This is a genomic window from Aquimarina megaterium XH134, from assembly GCF_000520975.1.
GTDB classification, from domain to species: domain Bacteria; phylum Bacteroidota; class Bacteroidia; order Flavobacteriales; family Flavobacteriaceae; genus Aquimarina; species Aquimarina megaterium.
This window is the reverse complement of record NZ_JACB01000096.1, coordinates 1-6,390: the sequence shown is the minus strand read 5'-3', so window position 1 is coordinate 6,390 and position 6,390 is coordinate 1. Positions and strand designations below refer to the sequence as shown.

The window sequence follows — 6,390 nt, the reverse complement described above, 5'->3', positions numbered from 1 at the left end:
TCGACCCAAAATTAATTCCTCCTCCTGCTTTGGTAACATCGATAAAGAATCTATGGGAGAAGTACTATTATTTACAATACTCTTTAACAATTCCTCATAATGAGATAACATACGTATTACCGTAGATTCCTTGAATAAAGAGGTAAAATATTCTAGTCGTAATAAAATACCCGATTCTTTCTCTTCGGCTACTAAGTTTAAATCGAATTGTGATGTACTTGCCTCATGCTCATATGGTGAAAGTGTTATTCCTTCTAATGCCAAAGTTTCATTAGTAGTGTTTTGCATATCAAACATTACCTGAAACAATGGATTGATACTCATATCTCTTTTATCAACAACTCGATCTACTACTTTCTCAAATGGAGTTAATTGATGATCATAAGCATGTAAAGTCGTATCTTTTACTTGTGATAAAAATTCTTTGAAATCGGGATTATCTCCTAAATCACTCCGTAATGCCAGTGTATTGACAAAAAATCCAATCATACCTTCTAACTCTGACTGGGTTCTGTTTGCTATTGAAGTTCCCACACAAATATCAGATTGGCCACTATACTTATATAATAAAACTTTGAAAGCAGACAACAACATCATAAACAGGGTAACTCCTTCTTGCTTACATAATGATTCAATTGCTGAGCTTAAATCCGGATTCAAATTCAAGGTAATACAAGAACCTTTATAATCCTGAACTGACGGGCGAACATAATCTGTTGGCAGTGCTAAAGGAGCAACTCCCTGTAATTTATCCTGCCAATATGATAATTGGTGCTCTAATATTTCGCCTTCTACATAGTTACGTTGCCAAATCGCATAATCCGAATATTGTAACGTTAATTCTGGTAAGGTTACCTCACGATTCTTTTGATATGCTTCATACAACTCTGCAAACTCCTTTACCAATATATCCTCTGACCATGCATCGCTGGCAATATGATGAAAAACTCCTGCCAAAACATAACGATCAGACTCTAATTCATATATACAAGCCCTAAACTTATAATCTTTTGCTAAATCAAAAGGAATATTCAAATAAGACATTAAAGAAATTTCTAGGGAAGCATCTGATTGATCTGTAACCCGATCTAACTTCCAATTATCTGACTCAATCACTTCCTGATAACCTATACCGTCCTCAGAAAGGATCATCGTTCGCAACACCTCATGACGAGATACAATAATTCTAAAGCAAGTCTCCAATATGTCAATATCCAAACTACCCTCTACCCATAAAACTATCGGAATATGATAAGCAGCACTACCTTCTAATTGATCTAAAAACCATAGACGCTCCTGGCTAAACGATAATGGAATACGATCCGGGCGTTGCTGAATCTCTATGGCTGGTAATACAACTCCAGAACGACGAGATAGCAAATGAACTCCCAAATCTTCTAATCGACCATGTATAAATATATCTCTAATAGAAACTTCAATACTCATATCCTTTCGAAGTTTGGATACCAATCGGGTAGCCAATAGTGAATGACCACCTAACTCAAAGAAGTTATCGTACACCCCAACTTTATCCATACCAAGTAGGTCCTGCCAGATCAAAGCCAATTGTTCTTCCATATCTGTTCTGGGGGCTACATAAGATTTGCCTGACAAGGCAGAAGTATCCAACAAGGGCAACGATTTTTTATCTATTTTACCATTACCTGTTAATGGCATCTCCTCTAATTCAACCCATAATTGAGGAACCATATAAGACGGTAACTGTGATGACAAAGAATCTTGAACCAAAGCCTTATCAAAAGCTCTCAAACTAACAACATAACCTACTAAACGTTTATTGCCGTTATGATCATCGGGAGCTAAAACACAACACTGAGTAATTCCTTCTATCCCTGATAATGCATTTTCTATTTCTCCTAACTCTATACGATACCCCCTGATCTTTACCTGATCATCTGCTCGACCAACGAACTCAATGGTACCATCTTCTAACCAACGACCCAGATCTCCTGTACGATACATACGACCGCCCTCTACAAATGGATCTGAGATAAAACTACTCGCGGTCTTTATTGCATCATTGATGTACCCTCTCCCAACTCCTACTCCACTAACACAAATTTCTCCTATTACTCCTATCGGGCACAGATTCAAAACAGCATCTAGAATATGAATCTGCATATTGGCTACTGGTTTACCGATAGAAATCATCGAACCATCTGGCACTTCATACATTTTATGTAGGGTTACATCATCTGCTGCCTCTGCAGGACCATAAGCATTAACAACAGGAATATTAGGGTATTGAGAAAACCATTTTTGTAACACCCCTCTAGAAACGGCCTCTCCCGTAACTAAAAAATATTTCAATCTATTCAGGCCTTTAGGTGTTTCAATATCTAATAATTCTGAAACATACGAAGGAACCAATTGAAGTATCGAAACCTCATCTTCTGATAAAGACTTCTCTAAAAACTGTGGATCTAAAATCGTATCTTCATTATAAATAACAACACGACCACCACATAATAAAGCACTCAATATTTGCCATACTGAAATATCAAAGGTAAAAGGTGCTGTAAAAGCAACAACACTACTCAAGTCCATCTCCAACTCATCTATCATTAGCAACAGGTGGTTTAACAACCCACGATGCTCGATCATAGCACCTTTGGGAACTCCTGTACTGCCAGATGTGTAAATTACATAACTTAAAGCATCAGGAACTGTAGTAATATCTGGAGAAGCGGTAGGATACTCTACATATTCTGGAGCATCCCCATCAATTATAACTTTGGTAACATCCAATAGATCCAAAGATGATAAACTTGAACTATCGGTTAAAATCAAATTGCAATTCGTATCCTCTACAATATGAGAAATACGTGAGGTTGGAAAATCAGGTTTAATAGGAACATACGCTCCTCCGGATTTTAGAATAGCCAAAATACCTATAACCATCTCAAAAGAACGGGTGATACAGATACCTACCAGCTCACCATTCCCAACTCCTTTTTCTTGTAAATAATGAGCCAATTGGTTAGATCGGTCATCCAACTCCTGATAGGTCAATTCTAAACCTTTATATGATAAAGCTATAGCTAATGGAGTAGAAGAGACCTGAGTAGAAAACAAATCAACTACTGTTTGATCCAAAGGATAGGATACTTCGGTAGTATTAAAACTATTGAGTAACTCTAATTCTGTATCTGGTAAAATACTCAAGCTACTAACCTCAATAACATTCTCGCTCACAAGGCCTTTTATAAGTTCCTGTAAGGCCATTTCCATATACTTAATAACACGTACAGGCGTAATGTCACCATCTACAAAAGCAGTTAAACTAAAATCCTCTCCCAAATCATCTACACTTACTTCAAAAGGATAATTAGTTCGTTCTTTCTCTCCTAATAACCGCATCCCTAAATCTGTATCTGGATGATCAGGAGCAGGAGAAGAATGACGATAATTTAATAAGGCACTAAATAATGGAGTATCATTAGAAACACCACTCCAGTTCTGAATACGTGATAATGGAGTCTGCTCATAAGGTAATAAACCTTCTAACTCCATCTTTACTTTTGCTACATAATCTCGTACATTATCTGATAAATCAAGAACTACAGGAAGCGTATTGATAAACAATCCTAAAGATTGCCCCGCCTCTAATGTGCCTTGTAATCGGCCAGAAAATAATGATCCGAAAATTGCATAATCCTTACTACTACATCTACCTATAACTAACCCCCAGGCTGCATGAAAAAGAACTGCGGGAGTCATACTTAAACTACGAGATAGTGATCGAAGCTGATTCGATAAATCCCTAGGCAATACATAACGAGATTCTTCGATACCACTACCATCTCCTAACGTATCAGACAGGCCAAAAGGAAAAGTAGGCTCTGTGATACTTCCTAAACGTGAACGGAAATACGACTCGCTATCATTGGCAGACTGTTGATATAGCACATGCCCAATAAAATCACGATATAAAACAGGAGTTGAAAGACTTGACTTATCGCCAGACAAACAAACTTCAATCTCTCCTACGATCTTCTCTAAACCAACATGATCTATCACAGTATGGTGATACTTCATTATTAAGTAATAATTATCTGTGATAGGATCATCTGCTGTCTCTAAGTTTAATAAAGGAGCTTTTGACAAATCTATCCAATGCTTACCCGAAGCCATCATCGATTCTAATTCATCTTTCACATTTTGTGATGAAGAAAAAGGTAATTCTGACACCTTAAGTTTCACATCACGTAAAACCACCTGAACGGCATTTGGTAATCCTTCATTTATAATGCAAGTGCGAAGTACATCATGACGAGTAACCACATAGCGGAATGCTTCTATAAATTCTGAACGTTTATCGGGATGATCAAAAGAAATTCCGGTAATCAAAACATAAGGATCTCCACTAGTGCGATCACTCAATAAATGATGAAAATACATCCCTTCTTGTAATGGAGAAAGGGGATATACATCCTGGATATTAGAAACACCTCCTTCAATATGATTCACAACGATATCTAGCTCTTCCTGACTAAAATCGAGTAATGGAACCATATCCGGAGTAATCTTATTACTATCTATTGTAATACCATTGGGCGGAACTTCATAGTGAGAAGTAACTGTACCTAACCTTAATGCTAATGCCTCTATTGTGGGGTTTGCAAAAATATCTTTCACCTCTATGTGGAGGTTTTGATCATGTAGTTTCGAAATTAACTGAACTATTAATAAAGAATGTCCACCCAGCTCAAAGAAATTATCATACACTCCAACTTTATCAATACCAAGCAATTCTTGCCAGATTAATACCAGTTGTGTTTCCAACTCATTACGAGGAGCTACATATTCTTGTGATGATAATTGCGATGTATCTGGATCAGGAAGTATCTTCTTATTTAACTTACCATTGCTGGTTAATGGCATTTCTTCTAATTCGACCCATAACAGAGGAACCATATATTCTGGTAATCTTGAGCGTAATTCTTTTTGAACTTTTTCCTTATCAAAATCACCTACTACATAACCTACCAGGCGTTTACCTCCACTGCCATCTTCTTTGGCCAAAACACAGCAACTATGAATGCCTTCAATTGTAGATAGCACATTTTCTATCTCACCCAATTCTATACGGTATCCTCTAATTTTGACCTGATCATCTTTCCTTCCTATATATTCTATAGTACCATCTGATAACCAACGGGCCAAATCTCCTGTCTTATACATACGGTCTTCTACGATAAATGGATCTGCTACAAATCTTTCTTCTGTTAATTCTTTCCGGTTCAAATATCCTCTTGCGACCTGAATTCCTCCAATACATAACTCTCCTACCACTCCTATTGGTAATACCTGATCTTCTTTATCAAGAATATAAAGGTTTGTATTAGCAACTGGTTTCCCTATTGGAACTCTTAACAAATCTCCTTCCGCCGGAACCTCCCAGAAACTTACATCAATCGCTGCTTCTGTTGGTCCGTATAGATTATCCAATCTAACATTATTAAATTTCTCTCTAAACAACATTGCATGATCCACCAGTAAAGCTTCTCCACTACATAAAACACGTTGTAGACAACTACAATCTCCCAAATTTATCTCGCTTAAAAAGGCTCGCAACATAGATGGCACAAAGTGAATTGTAGTAATGTTATGTGATTCTATCAATGTTCTTAAATACCGTGCATCCTTATGCCCTTCCGGCTTTGCAAAAACTAATTTAGCTCCACTTATAATAGGCCAGAACAGCTCCCATACCGATACATCAAAACAGAATGATGTTTTTTGCAGAATAGAATCCCTTGCATCAAGATTATAATGAGATTGAGTCCATAATAATCTATTAACAACTCCTCTATGTTCATTCATCACTCCTTTAGGTTTTCCTGTACTACCAGAAGTATAAATTACATATGCTAAACATTCCGAACCAGATAACTTATTTATATTATTATTAGATTCATTACTTATAATACCCCAATCTTCATCTAATGAAATAACCTGTAAAGTATCTGTTTTCTCGAAGAGGGTCTTCCTGTCGATACTACTCAACAAGATTTTAATAGTAGCATCTTCTACTATATAATCGATACGCTCTGATGGATATTCTGGGTCGATAGGTACATATGCTGCTCCTGATTTTAATATTCCTAAAATACCTATGATCATTTCTAAAGAACGATCTAAACAGATTCCTATCAATTCTTCTGATTTAACATTCTGACTGATAAGATAATGTGCTAATTGATTAGAACGATCATCTAATTCTTTAAAGCTAAGTTTATCATTTTCAAAAATTATAGCAATAGCATCCGGGGTTTTTTCGACCTGCTCTTTAAACAAATCAATAATGCTCTTATCATGCGGATATGCTACTACAGTATCATTAAATTTATATAGCAATTCTTCTCT

1 protein-coding gene is annotated in these 6,390 nt (G+C 36.5%); it reads right to left on the bottom strand.

Features of this window, described 5'->3' with window-relative positions:
* Window positions 1-6,390 (bottom strand): amino acid adenylation domain-containing protein (locus Z053_RS0127075; RefSeq protein ID WP_025668110.1); only part of this gene is annotated, 6,390 nt, incomplete at both ends.